We start from the raw sequence: 23,710 nt of genomic DNA, 5'->3' as shown, positions 1-23,710 counted from the left end.
GACTATTTTACTACTAAATAAAAGAGTAAAAGTAACTGCGTATATCAGTGGCTTTATGCCAACCAGCTAGCACAGCATCATCTGAAATTTCTCCAATAACTACCAAACTATTTTCTTTATCCACATAGTAGGGTAAAGGTTCAGCACTCAACCAACCATAAGCAATGGCTTCTTGATCTCGCTCAAAAATTGAAACTTCTAAACTTTGCTCATATCTTGAGTAGTAGTAAGGTAAATAGCAAGCTGGGTATTCTCTTAAAGATTCGCGATTAACTGTGTATGATTGCCAACGTAGTCGCTCACCCTTAATTTCTTTATGATTAGCTTCTAGCCAATCATAAAGCTTTTTAGCTTGCCGCAATGCGTGGTCTTTGCCTTCAAAAACAACGCTGGGAAGAAAAATATCGCCGTCAAAATGCACCGCGACTTCAAATAAATCTTCATCCTCATCTTCAGCTTCTGCCTCTGTTACCTCAATTATTCCAGCCTTGTATAGTTCTGCCATTTCCCTACATTGCTTCGTCAGATGTACCCGTACATAATTAAAATTTTAGCTAGCAGAGGTTAATTCAAGGAGCGTTACAATATTGCGCTCCTACTCTTGATAAACTGCAACTATGACCAACCATCCCACTCCTTTTCTGAACAGCGATCGCATTAACAGAGCGAATCAGTGTAAATTCAGAAATTCTTAAAATTAATAAAAATTCTAACTTGCCGGATGATATAACCCCGTATCCTGATTAAATTCCCATCCTAACCCTGCTCTATCCTTGCCTTTGCACCATCCCACAAAAAGCGGTGGTGGCAGATTAATTCGCTGCTCGCGTATAGTTTCTACACTTACACCAAGTCTTGAAGCTAAACCTTCTTCCGTTAGCGGTTGGATTCGAGGAGTTTGCCCTTGATAATATGAATTATTATTGTACGATTTCTTCTGCCGTTTCGGTTGGTTGTTGAGATAATTTTGAATTTTAATAATCGCCTCGGCGAATTGTTTCATTTGGGCTGTTATCTCTTCAGTTTTTTGTTCTAAAGAGTCCAAACGTTTATTTTCATTACCAGCAATTGCATCAAGGTCATCTAAAGAACCATCTAGGTATAGCTCAATAAAACGGGTGAGCGTCGCTGTTGCTGTCGTGCCTTTCGAGTTGCAACGGGCGATAAACTGCTCCCACATCTTTTGGTCACAGTTGAAAGATGCTAGCTTCTTTGTTCTCCCTGTATTGCTCATATCTAGGTAATGTCTAGGTATTATCTAGGTAAAATTATCCGCGGACAGGAACAACTGAGCGTGTTTCCATCTTGATAACTACCTTGACACTATCATGATGAGCGTATGAGTGCGATGGCCTAACCGCCCGGCTGAGGCGATGCCTTCTGGAGTGGCTTCCCCGTAGGGGTACACCTACGTTTTTTATTTTTTACCTATGTTTGCTTTTTCTACGCAGTGCGTGAGAAGTCCCAACACGCCCAACATGGTGAATGTACTTTGCAGTTGTCGCCGGGGAAGCGTGGCCCAAATCTGCTTGCAAGTCAAAATCAGAAGCTCCATTTTTCTTAGCCAGCGTTGCGTGAGTGTGGCGGAGAAAGTGGGCGCTGAACTTAATTCCCGCACAAGCAGAAATTTCCTCCATCATCAGTCGCAACCCGCGATCGCTTAGAGGTTTACCCCTATCCCGCCGACTGGGACTAGGAAACACCGGCTGATCATTGCTGGCATCGCCACGGTAATCCAGTAGCACCGCACTAGTTTCTGGATCGAGACTAATAGTCCTGGTTTTATTTCGTTTCCCCGTCACAGTTAATAACAGACAATCTCCATCCTCCCGAAACTGCCGCCAAAATAACCCCGGCGTAACTATGCGCTTACCATAATCAGAAGTTTGCCGCGCAATTTCTCCCGCCCTCACCCCACTGTAAAACATGAGAGTAAACAGCAGCCAGTGCATCTTATTAGTGTTGTGTTGTAAGTCTACTGCCATCGCCGCTTTTTCCAACTTAGCAATCTCGCGTTCCGAGAGAATGCGCTCTGCGAGCTTATCGTCCCACTGTATGCTTAAGTCCTTGCCCAAGTCGATAGCAAAATAACCAATAGAAGCTCTAGTACCCCATTCCCACAAACTTTTAATCGCCGCCGTGTACTTAGCCGCAGTATTTTTACTAATTCCATAAGTATTTTTCTTTCCTCGTACTGGCTTTTCATCCTTGAGCCAAGCCAGATAAGCGTGTAGATGGAATAACGTTACCATCCTCAAATCAGATATCCCAAACCGCGACTGCATATAATCGACAAGCTCATAACCAATTTGCCGATATGCCCGTCGTGTTTGGTCGCTTTTGATAGTGACAGAATGCACCCATAGCTCAATTAGCTGTTGTGTCGAATTAATTTTCTGGCGGTTGGGAAAATAATAATCCACAAGCGCAACACGAGCTTCATCAAGCGGTAGAGTCACCACCTCCACAGCAAGTGATTCCACGCTTTTGACGGGTAAATTTTCCATAAGATAAATCCCCAACCCCCACTGATAATTATGATGCCGAGAACTGTAATTCCCGGTATCTTTATGATAGTTGTTTCCCAAGCACCACAAAATTACTCATCGAAAATAATCTATATCGTATATCCGCGGATATCCCGTATGCGATGATGGTATTAGCCGTGTTGGGATGCCCGATGGTGGAATATCCGCAGATAAATATAAAACTTCTGTCTGAAGAAGACCGGGAGTTGGTGAAGCAGGCCAAGCAGCGTGCTGAGGAGTTGCGCTTAACTTTTAAGGAGTTTGTACTGGATTGTATTAGAAATGCACTTGTGGAAGAGAGTGCGGATGGTGTAAGTGCAACTGCTGCTGAAATTGAAGCGTTGAAAGCTCAAATCGCCGCCCTGGAAGAGAAGGTGAATATTCCTTCTGCGACCAAAACGGAAGTGCATACGCTCCAGGAGCGGTTAAATCAATTGCGGGTGGGGATTTCAAATGAAATTAAGAAGGATAGGGAGCAACTTGCTTCTTTAACACTGGCGATCTCCCGACTTGAAAGCCAAATTGAACAGCTAATACCTTCCTTAAATCTTCAGGTGGATGGCGAAGGTAATGCCGACAGTGATGGCGATTGGCTTTTTGGGGAAGGCTCCGGTGGTGTGGGAGGAGAAGATGTTGAAGGTTTTTGAAATTCGCTATAAAACAATTGTCTTGACCCAAAATAAGCCCCAATAAATTGAGATGCGCTAGTTTTAGTTGTGGGTTTTCCCGTGATTAGCTGTTTTGAAACTGACCTGTTGCTTTTTCAATTGTGTAACGCCAATTCTTCGCCATCCTCAAATCTTAAATGGTTTTCTCAACTACTACATAAGTGGTAAATCTAACACGATACTTTCCTTGTTCTCTTGCTAAAAAGGTCATCCCAATGTCAAAAATCACTTGATAATGCAGTCCGTCTTGTCGGTAGATTTCCAGAACGCGACCGTGAGGAATAAGATGACTCCATTGTTTGAAATCAACTGAGCGTTTAACTCGAACCAACAAATTATTTTCATTTGGTTGGAGTTGAACAAATATTTTTTTAAGCACTTTCTCTATGGTAAAAGCGTTCTTAGCATCCTTATCTTCGGCTGTGAGAATTTCTACATGAGATTGAGTATCAAATCCACCCCATTTTAATAATTCAACTAAAATGGAAGCCCCTTCTTCCCTCAAATAGCGATCGCGGTAGATAATCTTCGTCACCTTGCTTCCAGATAAAGCAGTCTCTAATCTCAGTTTATTTCTAAGTTCTGATATGCTGAAGTCGCCGCGCCATTCCTTCTCAGAAGGATTTAAGAAGATTACGGTAGTGTTTATATCTTCTAACTCAAATGCTTGAACAAGTCTTGCTTCTTGGCGTAATGTTTCTAACCGACTAAAAACTGTTTTAACACCTTCTAGGCTTCGGGTTTGAAACCATGTTGGTGGTTCATTGTTTGAGAATTGCTGCAATGACAGTGCAATACGATTACTTTGGTTGCTATTGAAACAGAGAGTTGGGACATCCTGATGTAAATTTTCAGGAAAATGTTCAGCACAAGCCTGGTAAAGTTTTACTAAACCTTGGTCTATCAACTGTTGTAAGCGTTTTCGCCAAACCTTGAGGTGATTTCGTTGATCTAAAGAAGCATCTGAAAGTGCATTGGGGTCTGGCAAATGGTTTACTATTAATTCAAGTGGCTTATTAATCAGTCTCATAGAATAAACTGCATCTGTAAGCAGATTTAACCAAGGCAAATTTGAACCTTTATTTAAACCAAACTCATCAATTAGTTTGGGTAAATAAATTAAAGTATCTGGTGCAGCCGCTCGGCAAATTGCTGGTAAGTTATCTGCTATGAGAGACAAACTTATTCTGTTAGAGTTGGGAGCAAATTTTTGTAATTCTTCATCCGGACTGACTTGCTCAACTATCGGTCTAAGAAAATCTGCCACTAAATGACGATTAAATTGGTTGTGAAATGGCTGGTTTGAGTAAGTTTGCAAACAGTCATAACAACTAGTTGCACAGTTGCATGATGAAACTATTTTTAATGCTGTCTTTAAAACTTCATCAAAGCGTTCGGCAATGCGACGGCTGTATCCTGCCCCTCCAGGCACATTGTCATAAATAATAATGTTAGCGCGTTTGTCCGAACGAGGCGTAAACAGCCCATCTAATTCTGTACGCGGTACGTCAATTACTTGGGCTGCTGCTGCTAACAATGCATAGGTGAGAGAACGCCAAAATTCTAAACCTCGGTTGCGATTTTTTGTATTGGTAAAAATTTCGCCGTCATCTTCGCGTTCTCCGTCTTCGCCGAACAGGGGTGTAGGTTCGGTTTTGGAGTCAAAGACAATTTTTAGTAAATCGCTACAAAATTCATGTCCCAAATGCATCAATGTATAGCGGCCAGAACATGGTTTTCCCGTTCTGGGATGAGTATGAGGAATTTGCGATGATTGTTGGCTAGTTGCAGAGTTTTTATTGGCTCCTTTTTTACCTCGGCTTTTTTTCGTTTCTCCTTTGGGTAATAAATCGCTCAAATCGCGTCCACAGGTAGTACAAATTGCAAATCCTTTTCTATCAAACCCTTTGTCTTTACCATAGGAACCTTGATTAGCTAAAAAGAAATTTCCACCTTTGCTAACAGTAAGAGTATACAAACCCAATTGTGGAGGTAAGGTTTCTGATAAATCTCCATCATTTATTAAAAAAATCTGAGATACTGGTTGACGCTGCGGTTTAATGTATGGGGTGACTTCTGGAAGTTTTTCCCAATCAGTTGTAAATGCTTTAGGAACTTTGTAAAGTTTCATTTTTTTAGCCGCAGGTGAAGATGGCTCATCACCGCAGACGGGACAAGATTCTACTAGTTCATCTCCCGTATTAGCATCTAAAAAATGATTACAATTTTGACAAACCCAATAGAACTTTTGTTCTAATTCTGTTGGTTTGAGAATGCCAACACTTTTGTACATTCGGTCATCTACTATTATTTCTTGGTCTGGAGCATATTCACCAAGAGCAAGTCGGCGATCGCGTTCTAGTCGATGTTTTCCTTGTGCCGAATTATACTCATTGCTTTCCCCGGTCAAAAGGCGAACTACGTCAATAGGAAAACCATAAATTGGTAGGATACTGGCTTGCGCTAGTTCGTTGTGTAGGCGACGAGAGCCAATTTTATCAAGTTCGCGCTTTGTCCCAGCAATAAGTCTGGCTATTTTCTCTAAATTTTTTGTTTCAGATGGATCGGTAATGCGGTTTCGTAGTTCAAGCATATCTTCCGCTAAACTATTCCAATCTTGAAGTTGCTGCTCTTGAAAATCTTCAATCCCATCTTTAAAGCCTCTCAGCACTATAGCAGCTTGACTTTCAGAGCTACCTAACCGAGTTAGCCACTGCGTGGCTAGGTCTGCTGCTTCATTGCTATTTAACCATTGTTGTAACTTACAAATCTTGGCTTCAGCAGGAGGAGTGAAATTTTCAGAGGAAGCAGGATTTTCTAGTGGTAAATCCAAAAACTCTGCTATTTTTATTTCTTCTGCACTGAGATTCCAGTTTTTTCGTAAAAATGCAGCTAGTAACTCAGCATGAATGTGACGCTGCTGTATTTGGAAGTTACCAGAATCAAGCTTGGGGATTTGATTGCTACCAGCAATTAACTCTTTTGGTTGCTCAAAATAAAAGCGGTCGTGGGGACGACGTTGCCCATACATTAAAGTAATAGCTACACCATCTGTGCGTCGTCCAGCGCGTCCGGCTCGTTGCTGGTAGTTGCTAACATGGGGAGGGAAATTGCGAAGAACCACCGCTTGCAACTCACCAATATCTACACCCATTTCTAAAGTTGTCGAACAACTGAGCATATTAATGCGACCTTGGCGAAAACGATTTTCGCGTTTTTCTAGTTCTGCAACACCTAGCTGTGCTGTATGTTCTTGCGATCGCAGTGGTAAAGGTGAGCGTTTTTTAATTAAATATTGCTGGTAATGTTCGGCAGCAGTTTGTTCAATTTTTTCTGGTGTGTAAGGTTCAAGAGTACCTTTACACTTATAAGCTGAACATTTTTGGACGTTAAGTGTCGCCTTCGTGATTTTTGATAAACCTGGAACATGAAAAACCTGCTGGCAGCAATTGCACTGATACCAATCTTCCTGTGTTTGAATAATATTTAACTGTCCCCAGTTAAGTTGATATTCCTTTTTGGCTGGAACAAGTAAGCCAAAATCTTGAAGCTGACGGGAGAGCCATAAAAAATCCTCTTTGCTGGGAATGTTTTCTTCACCAAATATTTGTGATAAATACCAACCTAGCCGATTGAATGGCTTTCTTAATTTCCCATTTTTCCAGGGTATAAATGAAATTGAATCTTTAAATTTCTTGATTTCATCGTCTAATTTATCCTTCAAAAATAAATAGTTCTTGGATTTACCCTGAGCATCTACCATTTCGGGACGACGGCTATCCCCTCCAGTTTCTGGGAAATAATAAGATGAATTTTCAATACTGACAATTCCTGCACGACGAATAATATCTGTAAGGACTGTTAAAAAAATCCTTGCTTCATCGTTTGTGATTCCAAAATGACCCGCAACCAGTTCAATCAATCGTTCATCTAAATCAATATGGCAAGCTACTAATGCAAACGCTTCTAAAGTTGAACGACGGTTCAAAACGAGAGCAAATTCTCTAAGTAATATTTCCTTAGCTCGTTTTTGAGCTAAATCTTCTGCATCTATTTTATTTTTTCTATCTTTAGGTTCTTCATCTGGATCGTTAGGACGGTAACTTTTATAATTTGCATCAGATTTTCGGTCAGGATGAGGAATATAAAATTCTAAAAATCTTGCTTTCAGTTGGTTAATTACTTGATTAACAGATGTAATACCTTCAGCGTTTTTTACCTGATGAAATGCTTGCCAAAGCATCTGACGGTACAGCATTTCGGTATGGGTACGTTGATAGTCTGAGGCGAAAAATGCTGCATCTTGACGACCATCGGAAAAGGTAAGTAATTTCCGCTTTGAAGAGTTTTTATCAGTCTTTTCTGTTTCAGGTAATAGTTCAAAGAGACTATCAAGCATCGCCTCTAATGGGCCATCTGTATAAGTCACGAATCGATTGATTGCTAAAGTAGTGCGCCCAGTTCCAGCACCACAAGCAGCACATCTGTTTAAATAACAACCACCTTCATCTTTATCATTTTTTTGGCGATGCCATGCTAAAGTAAGTTCATGTTGTGCTGTTACTTTGTTTGTAAACGCTTCATCTGGAAGTTTACCAATCCAGCCATGCTTTTGAAGTTCAAATTTAAAACTTTTTATGATTGTTGATTCTTGTTCCTCTTCATCTTCACCCATTTCCTCTTCTTCTGTTACACTGTCTAAATTACCAGAAGTCAAAGTGTAAATCTTGGTATTATCCTTTAATCCTTGAATTGATCTGGGTAAAGATTCTAGTTCTCCCGAATCTTGGCGTTGAGTAAATACATAACCCTGACCGCATTGAGAACAACTACCCAATTCTAGTACAGGGGAGCCACAGCATTCACAGGTTTTTTTCTCATTCAAATAAAGTTGCCCATACCGTGCTTCACGCTCTGAATAAAGCGGGTCGTGCGCTGCTCCCGAACATTTGGGATTAATACAGGCATAAAGTCCCTCTAAACTGCGAAATAAAAGATGCAATCTCACAGGAAGTAAAGGTAAATCATCTGGATTTGCACGAGCGAGAGTACCTATTTGCAGCAAATGAGCTAGTGCAACTTCTGCATCTGTATCATCAACGCTACCATCTAATTTAATTGGCAGATTTACACCCCATAATTCTGTAGAGCGAACTATTTCTTCCCAAGGTTTAGGTTCGCGACAAAGTATATTAATCAGTCGATGTATTAAGGGATGTCCCTTGAGAGCAAACCAGAGGAATTTGTGGATATCGCTATCAGCTTGCGACTCAGCTAATTTTAGTTGTTGTTCGGGTACAATAGCGCTCAGTGGGTCAAACCAAGAACTAATTGGAGAACCTTGTTGTGGTAATTCAATAATACTTAAATATTGTATAATTTCTTCATTAGTAAGTGCAGCAGGTAGGGTATAAGGTTTGCCTAATCGGTCTTTGGCATTGAGACGCTGACCGCGAATTACTTGACTAAAAGTTTCACCAAAAAACTCTCCTGCAAATGCGATAACTTTATCATCAACCGAAGCATCTCCTAAGCTGGCACTGGTAGCGATGCAGCGAATTTTACCTTTTTGTTCCACACCTACGGAAGCTTTAAAACGCTCCAACAGCATGGAAACTTCACTACCCTTAGCACCATCATAGGTGTGAGCTTCATCTACTACTAACATTTTGAAAGTATTTACTGAAGCCTCAAAAATTTTTTCTCGCTCCTTGGGTCGAATCAACATATGCTCCAGCATGGAGTAGTTGGTAATTAAAATATGGGGTGGTGCTTCCCACATTTCTTCTCTTGAGAGTAATTGCACTTGGCTAGTTTTTTCAATAGCTTTATCAATTAATTCCTCATCTTTTATAGATTCTATTTCAGCCGAGGTAAATAATTGCCGCAGTTCTTCTGGATCGTAAGCTGCAAATTCTTCTCTTAATGACTCTATTGCTTTACCTCTGTCCTTTTCGGTGCGACTGGTGTAGAATCCAAATTTAGTTTTGGTTGTCGTCTTTTGGCGACATAATAATTGCCGCAGACGTTTAACTTGGTCATTTACCAGAGCGTTCATCGGGTATAAAATTAGCACCCGCACTCCAGCGATCGATAAATTATCTCCTTCTTTCAGCAGCATATCGAGCATGGGTGTCAGGAAACACTCAGTTTTTCCCGAACCTGTACCAGTCGCAACGACTATATTTTGCTGTTGTTCCACAACTGCGCGGATAGCTTTTTCTTGATGTTCGTACAACCGACGGCTACTAGGTATAAATAGTGTTGCCATATCAGGGTGTAAAACCCCTTGTTCGACCAAATCATTGATACTAAGACTTGATTTATACGGCTGGGAACCTTCGAGGTAAGGATGTTGCCAAAGGTTTCCAGATTGCTCTAATAATTGCTTAAAGCCGTAGCGGAGATGGGGGTCACGTAGGGGGTAAGCCGTAAGTAAATAGCGAATAAAGTCTGCACGGGGTTGTTCAACTGCTGCGATTGGATCTAGATATTTAGTCATACTAATTTAGCTCCTAAACGTTTAAATGCTTCTTTTACAAGTGGCCAGTTTTTTGATTGAAAATTTCGAGTTCTGTATTCTTCTCCAGGCTCAGAAATATGCCATAACCACTGTGCATAGGTACTGGGAAGATAGACACCTTGCAAATTTAACTTTCCTGGAGGTTCATCCCAAATTATTTTTAAAGGACATCCCATTTGTTTGTCCTGGTAGAACATGGCTAAAATAGCTAAATCTGGCTCTAATTCATAAAAATTTTGGTCTTCAAACCAGAGATATTCACCTGTGGGCAAGCGCAATATATCTTCGTTTTTGATACTCTCGCTACTCGGATTGCGCCAACGTTCTTTCTGCGCTTCATTACAGGGTATGTATCGCTGAATGTAGCTTCCATTTTGCCAATTTTTAATAGAAAAAGGGTCTTCCGTCCAAGTTGAACGCAACTCCGATTTCAAGGGTCTTCTTGGTATTGGTAAATTTTCAATACTATCTGAAATAGTCAACAACCGAATACCAGCTTGACTTAGACGGTCTTTAATTCTATGAAATTGATTACTTTTAGGGCGCAATAGTAAAGGATTTTGAGGGTTTTTTTGACTTTCTAGGACTTGATGAGCCAGAGTCAAATAAGCGCGATCGCCCCGAAATAACAAATTTCTCAAATCTTCTTTATTTTGAGCCAAAACCATCGGAGGAGCCATACAGTAATGGTTGCGTCTTCCTGCTAGCACTTCCCCTTCTGCTTGCAATTCATTTAGGGTATCTTGAATTGTATCTGTTAGGTTTTCTTGAGATTCGTTAGGAGAAAGACTTGAAACTAACAGCGAAATAATCTGATGCCTTGTTAAAGGCTGTGGGATTGTTCGATTATCAGAATGACGGTGATTACTGAGTACTCGAGTAATTTTTTCATTTAACATAATTTTAATTGTTTAAGATTTTTTGAGCATCATTGTAGGTTACATATTCCATTTCTTTAATATATTCTTGAGGTAGATAAATCTTAATATCTTTTATATTTTTATATTCTAGTAACAAAATGTCGCTAAAAATAAATAGTTGAGGAATATGAATACTTAAATTTGCTTTTAGTTGATGATTCTTGGTCATCATTATTTCTACTTGTTTATAAACAAAATTACGTTTTTTAGGATTTCTTAACCTGATTAATAACCAATTTTCTTGAGTTGCTGCTACATTGCCAGTATTCGCTACTTTTGATATTGTTACTTCTTGCGTACTTGCCTGACTTTTTAACTCGATTTTTAGATTTTCAACAAGAGCTTGGAGTTTCTCTCTAAGAGAATTAATCTGTAACCATTCTGGAAGATAAAATGGTAAATTTTTTAGGCTATCGATAGCTGTTTGCAATAAATAGGGATCATAATCATATTTGGCAGATTTCACAAAATCACTAACAGATTCATTATCCAGAATGGTGTAGCAGTAATCTGCCAAATCTTCATTTTCTAAAGTTTCATCAGGTAAATCATTTTGATTACTACCACACCACCAACCAAGGTTGTGTCGTAGTTTACGTGAACCTATTAGCTGAATGTGATAAATTCCAGGTGGCAATGCTAATAGAACAGTAATTTTATCTTCATTTAACGAAACTGGTGAAATTTTAATTTCTACTGGGTATTTTTCAGGTAAAAGTAAATTCCAGCATGATAATGAATAAACTTCGCCAGATAATAAACCAGATAGGTGAACTGCTTGATTCGCCCAAGTACAGCTAATTACAAAGGGAGAAATTTCCGTTTCTATTAAACGTTGCGGTTCCTCACCTAACCTCTGGAAATTTAAAGCATACCAATTAGAGTTAGGAGATAATAAATTATAGAAAGTTACTAGGTTTATGCCTAAAAAACCTAGTGAATCTGCTTGACATTGAGAAAATATAGTTTCCTGTTGATCGTATAAATATAAACTGATAGATTCTAGAGGTAAAAGCTCTCCTATTTGAATTTCTTCTGCCCAGAACTTATCAGTAGAATTACATAAAATTGGTAATTTATCTACCTGAGATTTATCTGACAAACTAATCTTTAAATTCTTAATCTCAGGGTTGCCAGTTATTTGATAGTTTGATTGAATTTCAAATTTATATGACCATCGATGAGATTGATTCCAAAAGCGGGCTTCATATTTACCTGGTACAGTAATCCATTTATCAAGAGGAATTGCCTGCCATCTATCGCTTGGCTGTACTATTTCAGTTGTAGTAATAAGTGTTTTTTGATGGGTAATATTTTCGATAGAAATATTTAAGGATATTTCTCCTTCAATGGGTGGATACCAAAAAGTGGGAATTTCCAGATAAACAGATTTTTTACCCTTCAGCTTCAGTCCTCTTAAGCTTGGCTGTTCGTCAGAAGAAGGTTTCCAGCTAATCGCTCGAAATGTAGTAATCTCTTCATAAGAAATTACTATGAAGACAATTGATGATTCTTTCGTTGTAAGTGTAAGCTGTTGACCCTGCCAGCCTCTGATACTAGATGGTACACAACTATCTAGGATTTCAATACCATTACCAAAGTCTAGACTGACACCTTTAGGGGCAAATAAAATAATCTCTTTGGTTCCCCTAATGCTAGGATTAGCAGAGTCTAAATTAATGCGATCGCCTGTCCAAGCATCAAATATTAAACAGGGAAAATTGCTGGCTACTCCCTCAAGTTTCCATTCAGTTAAGCTTTTACTACGGTGATCTAACAGTTGCCACTTCCATAGTTCAGCCACATTCCTGATGTCTACAACTTGTTCGGGAATAATTAGTCCTGGCTTTGAGGGTATAGTACCTTCCCAAGTCGCTTCTGGAATCTGGCAGAAAGTTCCACCCAAGTTATCCCACCCTTTCTTCCAAAGGTTTTGCTCTGGCAGCACTAGTTGTATATTTAAGGAGTCAGCAGTATCTAAAACTAAAGATAAAGGCTTTTGACGACGGCTAATTATTTTACGGCTATTCCCAAAACGACGTTGTTTAGGAGTTAAAACCTGAATTAGACTGTTCCAATCCCTCAAGAAAAAATTATTTGGTAAGTAATAGCTTCCCAGAATTTTTTCGCGTTCGTTGTTATTTTTCAGTTCTTCAGGTAACGTTCCTTGACGTTCAAGTTCAACAGCGACAATAGCAATACCTTGAAGTAACTGTCCAGAAATTGGTTCAACTTCCTCGTTTTCCTTCTGTGGGCAACTTGCTTTGAGAAAGTTAATCAGAGTACCCCATTGAGAATGCTTTTCTCGACAAAAAGATAATAGTTCTTCGGAAATATCTTCACATGAACTATGAGCAATTTCCCACCATCCATACTCATTTGAGAATTCCTGAACTAACTGAGAAAAATGAGTGAGATTTTGCTGAGGGATACCACTCTGTAACCATAAGGTTGATACGTAACGATATCCTCCTTTAGCTTGGACAATACCCAGTAGGTCAAATCCTTCACCTACAAGCTGACGTAGTGTATTTTCTATGCTTTGATTACATAAAATATTTAATTTTTGACAAAAACCATACCAAAATTTTTCTTCAACACTTGAATAATAGTAGGCATACTCTGATAGAGCAAAAGTTATAATTTTTAGCCAATTTTGTTCAGGTTCATCAAATATTTTATGCAACTTATGATGAGTAACTGTATCTAGATTTCTCAAGTTATAGCCTACAATATCTAAAACTTGCTCGGTGGCTTTTTGGCTAATCTGAACGCTACCCAAAAATCGCTGCCCTTTAGGACGATTGGAATGAGACCAATATGATAAAATTTTCTGCCAAAGCTGTTGTGTATGTCTTGGTTGAGAGAAGTTAAAAGTAGTCATTATTTGATAGATAACTAACCTAGCAAAATTACTTAGTTAGATACTTAAATTTTTACTAACTAGACAACTAACAAAGTTCGTTTGCTGCCCTGACAAAAAAGTATCTTTATGTTTAATATTCCCTAAAAACAGTTTAAGTAACTATTTTTACCATTAGTTCAAATTTATACTTAAAATATTTTAGAGCTTCGGTCTAGTACTGTTGTCGTTTGAGTACAATGTAACTTGAGTTCTTTGACTTCCGTATCTAAACTGCATAGTAGCAAAAGGCATTTCCTGAAATCTAATAAATCCGAGTATTGATTGGATTAGTTAAAATTAGCCTAAAAAACAACACCAGTAAGGCTTTGAGAGGTTAATCTAAGTACTGTTTGAATATTTTCTTTTACTTGACAAATTAAAATGCCCAAGAAGCCTGTTACTCATCCATACACTGACCTCCAGGCCTTTGAACGGTTGATGCTACTAATTGCAACTTTTGTGCGTTATCCCGGAGTAGGTAGTAGTGATTTAAATAATTCAATTGAACCAAAATCTGGAGATTCTCACGATGCACTTGCTGAGGTAAGTAGGTGCTTGCAAGAAGTTGCTCGTGATTGCGGTATTGATTTACCGACTTATTCGCTACACACGCTGCGAAAAGATTTGCGGACATTGCGTCGCTACAACATTCTAGACAGCCGCATATATCGTTGGGGTTATTACCTGGGAACTGGTGCAATGAGTTTGATGGAACTACAGGTTGCGTTCAATGCCTTGAGTTCGCAAGCAAAGTATCAACAAGATCCGCAAGTTAATAAGATCTACCAGATATTGATGCGAAGATTGCGGGGGCTGAACTTAGCGGATGAAATTGTTTATCCAGTGCGAGCGCAAATCAATCGAGCTATTATTTACACCGACCCAGAAGAAATGATGGCTGATAGCAAGTATCGTGGCACCCTTTTTGAGAAACTAGAACAGCTAGAAAGTGCTATCATTCAGGGTCAGGCAATAGAAATTTATCGCAGTCGCAATGCTTATCAACAAGGTATTACTGAGTTTTTAAATATCTATCCTTTACAACTTATCTACTCAGATGTAGCTTGGTATCTATTGCATGAAGATTGCCAGAATGGACATTTAGCTACCTCAAGGTTGGATAGGTTTACCGAACACTTTAAGTTGCTTGGCTCTAAAGAACGGGATTTAACAGAACAATGGCAAAGCCTCCAAGTCGCACATGAACTACTGGAGAATGGCTGGGGATTATATTTAGGTAAACAAGAAGAACAAAGTTTAGAGCGACAGGGCAAATTAGATTTTATTAACGTAACCGTGCGCTTCTTCCCTGATGTTATGGTGTTTATCCAAGAAGGCGAAAAACGCCATAAAAGCCAGAAAATTTCTTTTGGAGCCAAAACTCCAGATGGAAAACCAAGCTATCTTGATTACAGTCTCAAACTTCCACCGCGATCGCTGGCGGAATTTAGCCGTTGGGTTTATCGCTTTATGGGTAGCGCTCAATTCCTTACACCAAAGGAATTGGTAGAAAAACACAAGCAAGTTGCTCAGGAATTGCTCGCTCGTTATCTTTAAACTATTGGCATCTCCTTTCTTTTCTAGCCGTAATTGATTAAATGCTTGGTTATAGCGATCGCAAAGGACACTAAGCGGTTAATTTCAGCGGCTAACTTTCAAAAGGTTCAAGAATTGGTGAAAGGAGAGTTGGCTCAAGTTCTTGCTGACGGTGTTGTTTCACAGCCTTTCTCACAATGGCTAGCTTTTCGATATCATGGTTGAGGTGAGAGAGAATATCTGAATCAGACACTGTTTCGATCGCGTCTATATTGCAAAGTCCAGCATGAAGTAATTGCAGATATTCACCCCGTGTCAAACGAGTGGCTACCTGCTTTGCCAAATCAACAGCTGCTGGCGGAACTCCAACATTCAGCCGTATGAGCAAACGAGAAATAGGTTCGTCTAAATCAAGGTTAGGATGCAGTATTCCTGCGACTTGAGCTACAGTAAGTAATAAATCGCAGGTTCGTTCAGCAACGTCACGAATTGCTCCTGCTGCTCCACCGAGCGTACCTCCAAACTGTGTAAGAATACTCTCAATTTCAGCTGTTGATCTATCGGTTACAAATAGAAGACAAGCAACTGCTTTCTTTGCTCTTAAAGTGCTTTGATGCTGATTGGTAACACCCAAATTCAGAGCATTCAGTAACAAATGAGGAACACCTTGTCTTAAAAGTTCTTGTTTCCAAACAGTAGGTTCTTTGTTTGTGCTTTTCCAATTGATCGGAAACAAAAGTCGATCCAACTCAACTGTTAACTGTGTTGCAGCCAAGAGTGTTGGTTCACGAATAGATTCAGGATTGAGTTGGGAAAGGCAGGCGACTAGACGGATGATCGACTCAACCTCAACGCCTGCCTCTCCAGCTAATCGTCCCAAAGGGGTTAGGTAATAGAAATTGTTTTCATCTGCCTCAACCAGTCTATGCTGCGACAAACTCTGAAGTGCTGTTATAAGCTGGTTACGATCCCATTTCCATTGGTGGGCAAATTGCATTTGTTGGAATGCACCAAAGCTGGATTCCAAAAACTCAATTAAATCCTCCGCCTGCATTCCTTGCATATGTAACTGCTGGGTTGCTTTTAGCTTGGGTAACTTTTGGGTTGTAGAAAGAATCCGTAAAAGCAGTGCTCTTGGATCGGTATCAGTACTTAAGAAGCGAGAAGTCAGGGATTCTGGATTACCTTTGACGTATTGTGTCCAAAAATTGTGTACTTGGCGTGGATTTAAAGCTAACAGGTAAGAGGTTCCTCTTTCTGCCAACTGAAGTCGTCCGGCACGTCCAGCCAAGTTTTTGTACTCTGCTACTGAATAAGGACTAGATCCTTTGTTAGCCAGAGGATGGTTTAAACCAACAATAACAACAGCTTCAGCTGGTGTGTTAATTCCCATTGCCAGAGTGGTTGTAGCCGCAATCACTCGCAAGGTTGTCTTCTTGGCACGAAACTGCTCTTCAATGACTCTTCGTTCCTCTACGGTAAGTTCGCTAGTATGAAATGCAACGCCGGCTTGCAATGCTAACTTCAAATCGGTTGAAGCTTTCGAGTCGTCGCCAGTTGGTAAAGAATCTAAAGCTATTTGAGCCGGTGGCAATCCTAGTTCTCTAGCCAAATAAAGTGCACATCCACGAGCCTCTCCCTTTTTCTCGCGGAAAACAAGCACTTGTTTCCCTTCATTAATCAATTTCTGAACCAGTGGAATCACATAGTCCTGACTAGAATTCTTAATGGGCTGGGGTTGAAAGAGTGGCTCCGTTATCTTTTCTTCACCAGAATCCCCATCAATAAACCGAAAACGCCCATCAGCAAGTAAAATTCCTTCATCTAAGGGAACAGGTCGTTCTTCCCGCCGCAGTAAGCGTGCACCTAGCCAATGTTCCAGCCCATTTGTATTTCCAATAACCGCTGAGAGGGCAATGACTTGAGGCTCAAGCCCTTGCCGTCGTCTCACTCGCAGCAAAGTTAAGATAAACTCTAGATTCACACCCCGCGTTTCATCCGCGATCATCTGGACTTCATCAATTACAATTGTACCAACCAGATTCAGAATATATGGATTTGTCAAAACAACGGATGCAAATTTCTCATAGGTGAGCAGGCAAATGTCATACCGTCCTTGTAGCAAGGGTGTAATATCGTCTGTTTCCCCTGTAGCTTGCATTGTGATAATGCCAAACGAACCGTAAGCTTCATTAAAAGTTCTAAATTTGTCACTAACTAACGCTTTGAGTGGCAATAGGAATAGCGCCCGCTTGCGCTCTAGCGCACTTTTCAACGCAGCCAGTTCTCCTATGGTCGTCTTGCCTGAAGAAGTGGGTGCTGACACAACCAGATGCTCTCCTTCTAGTACCTTAAATTCATTGATTGCTGCAAGTTGAAGCGCATTGAAGGAGGGAATGACTGTTGCCCAAGTTTGAAGTAAAGTTTCTGGAAAACCATATGCAGCAAGGCTTTGAATATCAGATGTGACTTCAGGATGTGATCGTTCTGGAAATGCCGTTCGGTACAATGAACCAGGTTTAAAAATAGGTAAAAGTAACTTACCGTCAATTTTGCCCCTTAGTGTGGGATGCTGTGGCTTACCAAGCTGAGTGGATGCGTCAATAACTCGCTGCGTAATGTATTGAAGCAAGGGGTAAACAGCGAGTTTGCCAGATTGTTGTACTTCTTCTGCTCCTTGTAGGGCTTCCAATAAATAATGGGTCAGTAAGCCATGCCCAAGTAGTATATTTTCATAGGCTGATTCCGCTGAACCTGATGCCGTCAAAATTATTCGTCCTTCCCCGGACAATTGAGATAGCGCAGCATCAACAGATTCCAAATTGCGTGCCACAGTTTCAACCTGAAACACTTTGGCTTCTACACCACCAGAAAAGCAGCAATCTAAGAAGCATATGAGCCGACGTGCTGGAATTTGTGCAATTTGCTCAGCTAAAAATTCAAGAGAGATTGATGTGTTATCTAAGTTGTAAGTATCTGTGTCATACGCAACAAGCTGATGAGAATTGGTTCCATGGCCAGAGAACGCGATAACAACAAGATCCTCTTCGTTACAAGTTGCTAGAGCGGCCAAACATTCGAGAATGGCTTGGTAAGTGGCTTGCTGGTCAATCAAAAGCTCAGCTTCACCACCCAACGTGTCACAGAATAAAGCATGGAGTGCTGTGGCATCACGTTTGGCACAGCTTAACCACGAGATTTTGGATGAGTCGTGGCGATCGATACCAATGAATAATCCTTTGAATCTCATACCCTGACGTTCCGTGCTTGGCAGTTCGTTAAGCTCAGGCTGAAAGGCTATGGCATCGCGTAGGTTGGTAAGTGGATGACAATGTTCAGCAGAAGTCACGCTAAGCTCCTAAGAAAGGGTAGGTTAATTTTTAACAGGTATGTAAATGGACAATATAGCAAAAATGCAAGCTGACGATCTTATTCATCAGGGCTTGGAATTTTATCAAAACCATCAGTTTTCTCAAGCACTTCAAACTTTGCAGCAAGCCTTAGACCTTTATCGAGTAATAGGAGATCGTGAATGGGAGTCTAATACGCTTAGTACATTAGATATTATTTACTATCATTCTTGCAAAACAACATCTTGGTTGGATTGGATAAGTTTAGCGTCTTGAGGGCGTACAATTGTGATTGCGATCGCCTGCGTCGTCCAATGGTCATTGCTTTCATTAGAAAATGGAATGCCATCGCGAGTATAAATCCGATCCATTAAACGATTTAAAAGTCCCTTGGGAATTATGGTAGAGCGTGTTCTAGTGGCTGGAGCTAACCCCTCTTGTTCCAAGAGACTGGCATCAAAGTCAGTTGTATTGACAATCAACTTGAGAATATCCTTGTATTCGGTAATACCTTTCTCCAGATAATCAGCTGGGATAAACAAACCAATCTGCTTACTCACAATCTGTTCATTTGGTGGAATTCTTACACTACTCTGTGCTTCAAAGAATGGCAGATCCACCTTGTAATTTTCTGATAGCAGCAAAACATTACAGTAAAGTGTTTTATTACTATGATTAGTAAGTGTTAGTTGAATGCCTGGAAATTGCCACTCAGTATTGTCATTGTCATAAACATATTCAAGGCGTATGTCTGCAATTGTGGATGTGCTATAAGTAGAATCTGAATCTGGAGTAGTTGCTTGAGTTCCTCGCAAAATCTCAATTTCTAGGGTGATATCGGTAGACCTAATGCTACTATTTGCTGGGCTGGCAAGATCCAAAATGTTCTGCCAACGTGCGATCGCTTCTAGATGTCGAATCACCTGGGAAGCTGACTGGAGTGTGTAATCACCTTGCGGATGAGGTTGGCTTGGAACGGGAGGGATCAAAAGACGATTATCCGCAGGATGGGTGATCCAATACTGCCCACAGTGAGCTAAAAGGTGATAATCAGCAGTTTCCGGCTCTGTTGTTTGACTGAGATATAGTGAAGGGTATTGATTATAATTCCGAGTCTGAAGAGCTTGCACCGCACGCTCTATTCCAACTGTACTATGAGTATCGCTCTTAAAGTAAATATTCAACCGTTTGAGCGGCAAACTGATAATTACTGCCCAATAGCTTGATTGCTCATCTAATGGTTTTTCGTTATCAATAATTTGGACAACACTATGATTTGACCGTACTTTTGTAATCTTGGCTGTAGCTAAAGGATCTGACAAGTGACGTAAGCGCTCTTCATCGTTGGTTGGAAAGATTGCCAATATAGCTTCTTCCCGCTCAGCAATCTTAGGAACACCGTGTATAACACCTCCATTGATTACCCAGTTATTTTCTAGGTTGTGGGTCAAGACAAAATAAGAGGGACGTTCTTTAATTGCATTTTTACCTAGAAAACTTTGCTTAAGGTCGTCGGGGTTGATTGCCTCTGCTTGAGGTGACTGACCTCGAACTTTACCTGCGACTAACGCATTAATATTCCAGTTTAAATCACGATAAGAAATGTTCCCCTTTGTCTGTTGTAGTGTTTGTAACAAGAAGTAAGAAAACACACCTCTGCGTGACCCATCCTTTGTCAAATATTCCTTAGCTTCCTGATGATCGCGACAGGCTGCGAGGAGGACGTGCTTCCCTTGAGGAAACACCAGACGGTTGGACTTCTGTCCAGCATTGTTAGAAGTGAGTAAATATTCTGCAAATGCTCGATCTTCTGCAAAGATGAAATCGTGCAGTGATCGTACTCGTGCATCTGACGGTGCAGTACGCACATCCGTAACCAAAACTCCCTCTCTTGTACCAGAACTAGAGTGACAGCAATCTAAAATTACAATAATGTGTGGTTGTCGTTCAGCAAGCTTGGCAATCAAATAAGATAATTCCTTATCAACTAAATCCCAACTACCTGCTGTGCGGCTGTCATAGCAAACTAAGGTTTCGTTCAAGTGATCTGGTTCCAGATGCCAGAACTCTTCCGGTGCCTTCTCCTGAGAACCGTGACCAGCATAGTAGAAAAGCACAACATCATCAGAACCTGCATTGCATAAATGATGCTGAAAGCCATCTATAATTGCTTGACGAGTTGCATCTTGATTCAGTAGTATGCATTTTATATTCTGAGGTTTTACTAGTTCATACTCATCCTTATTAATTCGTTCATCTAAGTAATCTCGGATAGCTTCGATATCAGCGACACAGCCTTGTAGTGAGGGTACTGGAGGATAAGAAGCAGGATGATAATTGTTAATCCCAACAAGAAGTGCATAAATTTTACGCATAAATTTTTGATTTACACCTGCTTGCGCTTAAAAATGTATAAAAGTCAACTAACAACCAGTGTATTCCTGAATATTCCTTCAGTACTTTCCGCTGCTTAAGAAAGGCAGTGTTGATCCTAACATCTGCTCTACGTGAATTATTTTCAATGTAAATTTAGAAATAATAATGTTTACATAAAAAAATACTTGTTTAAATTTGTTGTAACTGAATTGGCAGAGCAAACAAGAAAACTGAATTTTGGCTTACGTTGTAACTTGATTGCTAGACTTCTTAAGTATGAACTTTCTTTGTTTTCTTGATTCGTGCAAGAGATCTATTTTTTAGCCTGCCATATCTGACAGGCTGTAATTGATTCAGGTATTAGCTAATTTTAACTAGCAGCAGATGCTATTTCCGGTGAGAATAGTTTGTGATTTTCAATAGCATATTTATAACTAAATAGTCCGTGATTTGACAAAAAAAATTTTTCTTCACTACCCGATATCTTGAGTACGGTGATAACGCATGGTGGTTGAATATTATTATTGCGAATGAATTTCCTTGCAGTTGTACAGGTTTTTTCTTGATGGTTTTGTTGATAGCAACTAAAGCTTGTAACCTTTGATAGCAAAACTTTTCCGCGTAATCTGCGTCTTAAATTGTATCTACCTAGTTTTTGTCGAATTCGTTTTGACATTTTGCACTCTCCTTAATAGTTGTGCGTGGTTTTTATATCGTTTGAGTTGAATTTCAAGCTGACGGGCTTCTTGTTTACTTGAAGTCTTCCATACGTGGACAATTTTGAATTCGATGCCGCGTTTTATCGCAGCACGAGTAAATGCTGCTCCAGACCCTTGTAGATGCTGCTGAAATCTTTTCTTGAGGTTCGCGCATGAACCTAAGTAATAACGAGCTTGATGTTTCTCATTACCAAGCGGACGAGATAGCTCAATCAGGTAGCAGCAAGGAATTGAGGGAATTTCTCCTGACAATTCCATATATGCTTTTTTGGATTATTTTGAAAACTGAGGCGTTAGCTAATTGTGGTGGTTTATGTCATTACGCAGTTGAGTCTTTCTTGTTCCTGTATCCAACTAATTACATTTGATTTACTAATGCTTACAGGCTTATCTTCATTGGCAATAAATACTTGAAAACAACCAGTTTCTAATTCATAGTAGTCAATAATTAAACCTGCTTCTCTGGCTGTTTGGAGAGCTAATACTTCCTGGGGCAACAATTTTTCAATTCTTAACTGATCTTCTGGAGAAAGCTGCTTCCAAGCTTCATCTTTAACAGCCAGATGCCTGTAGATAGCACTTCTAATTTGATAATAACTGGTAGCTGATTTGAGTTTTTCTGCCAGCATTAACACTTCTTCCCCAACTGACTGCTGTTCTGTAGCGTTACTGGTGCTGGTTTGTTCGTTTTGTTTTAGCCTGGAGTTAACTTCTATAGCTTTTTCGCTCTCTGTTGGGGATGTTTCTAATTGTGGAAGCATACTCGAATCAACCACTTCAGATTCAGCAGTCTCTTCCTGGGGCTGCTCTTTTTCTTGGGATTTGATTTTGGCGTGATAATCTGTGATCGCTTCGCGGAGAATTTGCTGAGGGAGTAGCCCATACCCATCAATTAATTCCTGTGTGAGTACCCCTGTTTGGTGGTCTTCTTCCCACTGAGGAGGGAATTGACAGTAGCGATCGCCTTTTGGAGTTCTGCGCCAGATTGATATCTGCTTTTGTTGTTCCTGTTTTTGACCTTTAAGGAGGGCTTTCTTTTCTTCGATTAACTCCAGTACCAGTTTACAGGTCAATCCCCCAATTGGGTAATCTTGTAGCTGACTGATGATTGGCTTGTATTGAGGAGAACACAGCCTGAGAAGTATTGTTACTGGAATTGCGGCTAGGTGTTGAGGACAAGTTAAAAATTCTTGGAAGTTTTCGGCTATTTTGATCGCTCGTTTTTCCTCAGAGCTTCCTTTGTCCCAACCGTATGTATCGAGCAAGGTTCGGTATTCTTTCTTGCTGTAGGTGGTTTTGTATTCGTAGAGTAAGAAAGCGGCGTGCAAATATTCCAGACTGCTAGTGTCGATATGTGCGGTTGGATTTGGATCTAATTGATGTTTTTGGAGATAAGAGATTGATGTGATAGTTGCTGGCATGATAAGATTCACTTTGCATTAATTTCGTTGGTCTTAAAAGACCACTTACCTATTTCAGTCAGCGCAAATAATTCAGGCTGCTTGTTTGTCCCAAACTTTTGATGATTTGGAAATAGCAGCCAAAGCATAGCCCAAGGTGTGCTTGTGAATTTTGGGCATTTTGTGAAACGACATATCTTGACCCCAATCTTGGACTGATTTGGTGCCAATATGTAATACTTGCGTGAGGGTTTTGACACAAGTTGCGCGAAAATTGGCGTGGGAAACAGTTTGCAGTATTTGCTGTTCAGTTAACCCTTCAAGGAGTATTTTTTCTAGAAAGGTTTGAGCGTCTACTTCCGGTGCGTTGTATTCTCCTGTCAAGATGCTTTTTAGCTGGTTTGGTATGATTTCGGCCGCGTGAATGTAAGCAAGTGAAATTTTGCAGTAGTTGGGTATTCCGTCAAAGTTGAGATCGCTTCCCCACTTACGGACTGTCGGTCTTTGCACACCTAAGACTGCACATAGTACAGTGATACATTTTTTGCGGTATTGCGAATCTGTTTCTTCTTCGAGAAGTTCTGGGGGGCTGAGTTCGGCTATACCGAAGCAGTAGCGTAGAAATTGTCTGGGTTCTAATCCTTGCTTTGGTAGTATTTCTACCACTTTGTAGCTCTTTTGCATCTTTATTAACTCTTACAGGATTTTTACCGAGTTAGCTTGATTTATCTCAAGCCCTTGTTTTGTGCTTTTTAGGTAAAGTTTACCGATTCGCAAAGTTAGTG

Annotated in this window: 14 protein-coding genes; 2 read left to right on the top strand and 12 right to left on the bottom strand. The window is 40.2% G+C overall.

From position 1 onward, the window contains the following. Positions 1-13: 13 nt before the first annotated feature. The 3 genes from NCWK1_RS17810 to NCWK1_RS17800 all read right to left on the bottom strand — a co-directional run bounded on the left by NCWK1_RS17810 (position 14) and on the right by NCWK1_RS17800 (position 2,507). Complete coding sequence (locus NCWK1_RS17810) at positions 14-505, bottom strand: hypothetical protein (protein ID WP_103125632.1); 492 nt, start codon at positions 503-505, stop codon at positions 14-16. A gap of 204 nt (positions 506-709) precedes the next feature. Beyond that, on the bottom strand, positions 710-1,180 hold the full coding sequence (locus NCWK1_RS17805; protein ID WP_016869159.1) for a hypothetical protein: 471 nt from the start codon (positions 1,178-1,180) through the stop codon (positions 710-712). Positions 1,181-1,424: 244 nt separating this feature from the next. Beyond that, entirely contained in the window at positions 1,425-2,507 is a 1,083-nt protein-coding gene (locus NCWK1_RS17800; RefSeq protein ID WP_103125631.1) for a tyrosine-type recombinase/integrase, read from the bottom strand. A 176-nt stretch (positions 2,508-2,683) separates the two neighbouring features. Between NCWK1_RS17800 and NCWK1_RS17795 the strand changes: the two genes are divergently transcribed. Further along, positions 2,684-3,175: a hypothetical protein gene (locus NCWK1_RS17795; RefSeq protein ID WP_103125784.1), complete on the top strand. Its 492-nt coding sequence runs from the start codon at positions 2,684-2,686 to the stop codon at positions 3,173-3,175. A gap of 154 nt (positions 3,176-3,329) precedes the next feature. Here NCWK1_RS17795 and NCWK1_RS17790 read toward each other — a convergent pair whose 3' ends face one another. Genes NCWK1_RS17790 through NCWK1_RS17780 form a run of 3 tightly spaced genes read right to left on the bottom strand, consistent with a single transcriptional unit; the run spans position 3,330 to position 13,523 of the window. Continuing rightward, complete coding sequence (locus tag NCWK1_RS17790) at positions 3,330-9,698, bottom strand: DEAD/DEAH box helicase (RefSeq protein ID WP_103125630.1); 6,369 nt, start codon at positions 9,696-9,698, stop codon at positions 3,330-3,332. After that, positions 9,695-10,618: a hypothetical protein gene (locus NCWK1_RS17785; RefSeq protein ID WP_103125629.1), complete on the bottom strand. Its 924-nt coding sequence runs from the start codon at positions 10,616-10,618 to the stop codon at positions 9,695-9,697. Before NCWK1_RS17785 ends, NCWK1_RS17790 begins: the two co-directional genes overlap by 4 nt. 4 nt (positions 10,619-10,622) lie before the next feature. Further along, a complete protein-coding gene (locus NCWK1_RS17780; RefSeq protein WP_103125628.1) occupies positions 10,623-13,523 on the bottom strand; it encodes a chromosome partitioning protein ParA in 2,901 nt (966 codons plus the stop codon). Positions 13,524-13,925: 402 nt separating this feature from the next. Here NCWK1_RS17780 and NCWK1_RS17775 point away from each other — a divergent pair, with 402 nt between their 5' ends. After that, the gene (locus NCWK1_RS17775) at positions 13,926-15,101 is read left to right on the top strand and encodes a helix-turn-helix transcriptional regulator (protein ID WP_103125627.1); all 1,176 of its coding nucleotides are present in this window, start codon (positions 13,926-13,928) and stop codon (positions 15,099-15,101) included. A gap of 91 nt (positions 15,102-15,192) precedes the next feature. Here the strand turns inward: NCWK1_RS17775 and NCWK1_RS17770 are convergent, their stop codons facing one another. The 6 genes from NCWK1_RS17770 to NCWK1_RS17750 all read right to left on the bottom strand — a co-directional run bounded on the left by NCWK1_RS17770 (position 15,193) and on the right by NCWK1_RS17750 (position 23,609). After that, positions 15,193-18,429, bottom strand: a complete 3,237-nt coding sequence (locus tag NCWK1_RS17770) for a DEAD/DEAH box helicase (RefSeq protein WP_222838796.1) — start codon at positions 18,427-18,429, stop codon at positions 15,193-15,195. A 225-nt stretch (positions 18,430-18,654) separates the two neighbouring features. Continuing rightward, the gene (locus tag NCWK1_RS17765; RefSeq protein ID WP_103125626.1) at positions 18,655-20,805 is read right to left on the bottom strand and encodes a caspase family protein; all 2,151 of its coding nucleotides are present in this window, start codon (positions 20,803-20,805) and stop codon (positions 18,655-18,657) included. Between the two features lie 371 nt (positions 20,806-21,176). Further along, positions 21,177-21,482: a DUF3155 domain-containing protein gene (locus tag NCWK1_RS29180; protein WP_146034006.1), complete on the bottom strand. Its 306-nt coding sequence runs from the start codon at positions 21,480-21,482 to the stop codon at positions 21,177-21,179. After that, entirely contained in the window at positions 21,451-21,783 is a 333-nt protein-coding gene (locus NCWK1_RS17760) for a GIY-YIG nuclease family protein (protein WP_245894926.1), read from the bottom strand. The genes NCWK1_RS29180 and NCWK1_RS17760 overlap by 32 nt, the downstream gene beginning before the upstream one ends. A 53-nt stretch (positions 21,784-21,836) precedes the next feature. Further along, positions 21,837-22,946, bottom strand: coding sequence for a hypothetical protein (locus NCWK1_RS17755; protein ID WP_103125625.1), 1,110 nt, complete (start codon positions 22,944-22,946; stop codon positions 21,837-21,839). A 72-nt stretch (positions 22,947-23,018) separates the two neighbouring features. After that, positions 23,019-23,609, bottom strand: a complete 591-nt coding sequence (locus NCWK1_RS17750) for a hypothetical protein (protein WP_103125624.1) — start codon at positions 23,607-23,609, stop codon at positions 23,019-23,021. Between the last annotated feature and the right edge of the window lie 101 nt (positions 23,610-23,710).

The sequence above is a fragment of the Nostoc cycadae WK-1 genome (genome assembly GCF_002897135.1).
Classification (GTDB): domain Bacteria; phylum Cyanobacteriota; class Cyanobacteriia; order Cyanobacteriales; family Nostocaceae; genus Nostoc_B.
This window is presented reverse-complemented; position numbering and strand designations above follow the sequence as displayed.

Excerpts from the sequence above, each read along its gene's own strand:
- NCWK1_RS17810 (WP_103125632.1), bottom strand. The coding sequence starts at position 505 with ATGGCAGAACTATACAAGGCTGGAATAATTGAGGTAACAGAGGCAGAA.
- NCWK1_RS17805 (WP_016869159.1), bottom strand. The coding sequence starts at position 1,180 with ATGTGGGAGCAGTTTATCGCCCGTTGCAACTCGAAAGGCACGACAGCA.
- NCWK1_RS17800 (WP_103125631.1), bottom strand. The coding sequence starts at position 2,507 with ATGGAAAATTTACCCGTCAAAAGCGTGGAATCACTTGCTGTGGAGGTG.
- NCWK1_RS17790 (WP_103125630.1), bottom strand. The coding sequence starts at position 9,698 with ATGACTAAATATCTAGATCCAATCGCAGCAGTTGAACAACCCCGTGCA.
- NCWK1_RS17785 (WP_103125629.1), bottom strand. The coding sequence starts at position 10,618 with ATGTTAAATGAAAAAATTACTCGAGTACTCAGTAATCACCGTCATTCT.
- NCWK1_RS17780 (WP_103125628.1), bottom strand. The coding sequence starts at position 13,523 with ATGACTACTTTTAACTTCTCTCAACCAAGACATACACAACAGCTTTGG.
- NCWK1_RS17775 (WP_103125627.1), top strand. The coding sequence starts at position 13,926 with ATGCCCAAGAAGCCTGTTACTCATCCATACACTGACCTCCAGGCCTTT.
- NCWK1_RS17765 (WP_103125626.1), bottom strand. The coding sequence starts at position 20,805 with ATGCGTAAAATTTATGCACTTCTTGTTGGGATTAACAATTATCATCCT.
- NCWK1_RS29180 (WP_146034006.1), bottom strand. The coding sequence starts at position 21,482 with ATGTCAAAACGAATTCGACAAAAACTAGGTAGATACAATTTAAGACGC.
- NCWK1_RS17760 (WP_245894926.1), bottom strand. The coding sequence starts at position 21,783 with ATGGAATTGTCAGGAGAAATTCCCTCAATTCCTTGCTGCTACCTGATT.
- NCWK1_RS17755 (WP_103125625.1), bottom strand. The coding sequence starts at position 22,946 with ATGCCAGCAACTATCACATCAATCTCTTATCTCCAAAAACATCAATTA.
- NCWK1_RS17750 (WP_103125624.1), bottom strand. The coding sequence starts at position 23,609 with ATGCAAAAGAGCTACAAAGTGGTAGAAATACTACCAAAGCAAGGATTA.